Source organism: Streptomyces sp. adm13(2018), assembly GCF_008042145.1.
GTDB lineage: Bacteria > Actinomycetota > Actinomycetes > Streptomycetales > Streptomycetaceae > Streptomyces.
This window is the reverse complement of record NZ_RDBH01000129.1, coordinates 1,185,089-1,186,992: the sequence shown is the minus strand read 5'-3', so window position 1 is coordinate 1,186,992 and position 1,904 is coordinate 1,185,089. Positions and strand designations below refer to the sequence as shown.

General features: G+C 72.8%; 3 protein-coding genes and 1 pseudogene. 1 reads left to right on the top strand and 3 read right to left on the bottom strand.

Annotated elements, in window-relative coordinates; genetic code table 11:
* From EAO70_RS22075 to EAO70_RS22065, 3 genes and pseudogenes are all read right to left on the bottom strand, one after another.
* Window positions 1-546 (bottom strand): asparaginase domain-containing protein (locus EAO70_RS22075; protein WP_187283987.1); only part of this gene is annotated, 546 nt, incomplete at its 3' end.
* Entirely contained in the window at window positions 547-819 is a 273-nt protein-coding gene (locus EAO70_RS22070) for a chorismate mutase (protein WP_148005292.1), read from the bottom strand. It lies immediately after the preceding gene.
* A gap of 32 nt (window positions 820-851) precedes the next feature.
* Window positions 852-974: pseudogene (locus EAO70_RS22065) on the bottom strand (AraC family transcriptional regulator); the annotation flags it as partial.
* Between the two features lie 118 nt (window positions 975-1,092).
* Between EAO70_RS22065 and EAO70_RS22060 the strand changes: the two are divergent.
* Window positions 1,093-1,904 (top strand): beta-galactosidase (locus EAO70_RS22060; protein ID WP_187283986.1); only part of this gene is annotated, 812 nt, incomplete at its 3' end.

Sequence of the window (1,904 nt, the reverse complement as noted above, 5' to 3'; positions counted from 1 at the left end):
GCGGAACAGGATGCGGGGTGCGCCCTCGACGACGTGGCCGAGGGGACCGGTGCCGGGTGAGGCGAAGGTGGCGACCGAGGTGGTGTGGGTCTTCCGGGCGTGGCGGGCGGCGTGGATCTCGTCGGCCATGACGACGAGGACGCCCAGGTCGCGGCAGGCCGGGTCGGCGGCGACGGCGAGGGCGGCGGCCAGGTTGGCGGGGCCGTCGGCGCCGGGGAGGTCGGGGCGGCGCATGGCGCCGGTGACGACGACGGGCCGCTCGGTGGTGCAGAGCAGGTCGAGGAGGAAGGCGGTCTCCTCCAGGGTGTCGGTGCCCTGGACGACGACGGCGCCGGATCCCGCGGCGACGGTGGTACGGATCTCGGCGGCGAGGGCGGCGAGGTCGGCGTGGGTGAGGGTGGAGCTGGGGACGCGGCGGAAGTCGTGGAGGACGATGTCGTGGTCGCCGCCGAGTTCGGCGAGGACTTCCCGGCCGCTCATGCGGGCCGCGTCACCGCCTCGCGCGGAGATGGTCCCTCCGAGGGTGAAGACCGTGACGCGGGCCATTCAGCGTGCTCCGTCCGCGATCGTCTCGTGGTGGCGGATGACCTCGGCGATGATGAAGGTGAGGAGCTTCTCGGCGAACGCCGGGTCCAGTTTGGCGCTGCCGGCGAGTTGCCGCAGCCGGGCGATCTGCCGGGCCTCGCGGGCGGGGTCGGCGGGCGGCAGCTGGTGCTCGGCCTTGAGGACGCCGACCTGCTGGGTGCATTTGAAGCGTTCGGCGAGCATGTGGACGACCGCCGCGTCGATGTTGTCGATGCTCTCCCGCAGCCGGGTCAGTTCGGCCTGGACGGACTCGTCGGGCCGGGCCGGTCGAGGGTGCGGGGGCCGACGGTGGGGAGGGTGCCGTGCTGGAGTCCGACGCCGAGGCAGACGAGGCCGAGCCGGTGGTGGACGGGGCTGGGCGTGAAGTAGCGCATCCAGGTGTGGTACATGCGGTGGCGCCCTTTCCCTGGCCCGTCCGGTGGGTCGGGACCGGGCGGGCGGTAACGTCCAAACTGCGACGATCTTTGTCCATGGACCGCCTCGCCGCCAGAGGGCGAGGGTGAGGCCATGAGCACGTTCGCTGTGGGTGACGAGGACTTTCTGCTCGACGGGCGGCCGGTGCGCCTCCTGTCGGGGGCGCTGCACTACTTCCGGGTGCACGAGGAGCAGTGGGGGCACCGGCTGGGGATGCTGCGTGCGATGGGCCTCGACTGCGTCGAGACGTACGTCCCGTGGAATCTGCACGAGCCGGAGCCGGGGCGGTACGCGGACCCGGACGCCCTCGGCCGGTTCCTGGACGCGGTGGCGCGGGCGGGGATGCGGGCGATCGTGCGCCCGGGGCCGTACATCTGCGCCGAGTGGGAGAACGGCGGGCTGCCGCACTGGCTGACGGGCCCGCTGGGGCGGCGGGTGCGGACGCTGGATCCGGCGTTCCTCGGGCCGGTGGAGGCGTGGTTCCGGCGGTTGCTGCCGCAGGTGGTGGAGCGGCAGATCGATCGGGGCGGTCCGGTGGTGCTGGTGCAGGTGGAGAACGAGTACGGCAGTTACGGCAGCGACCAGGGCTATCTGGAGTGGCTGGCGGGGCTGTTGCGGGGCTGCGGGGTGAGTGTTCCGCTGTTCACGTCGGACGGTCCCGAGGACCACATGTTGACGGGCGGCTCGGTGCCGGGGGTGCTCGCGACGGCGAACTTCGGTTCGGGTGCGCGGGAGGGTTTCGCGACGCTGCGGCGCCACCGGCCGGCGGGGCCGCTGATGTGCATGGAGTTCTGGTGCGGCTGGTTCGACCACTGGGGCACGGAGCACGCGGTGCGGGCGGCGGGCGACGCGGCGGAGGCGCTGCGGGAGATCCTGGAGTGCGGGGCGTCGGTGAATGTGTACAT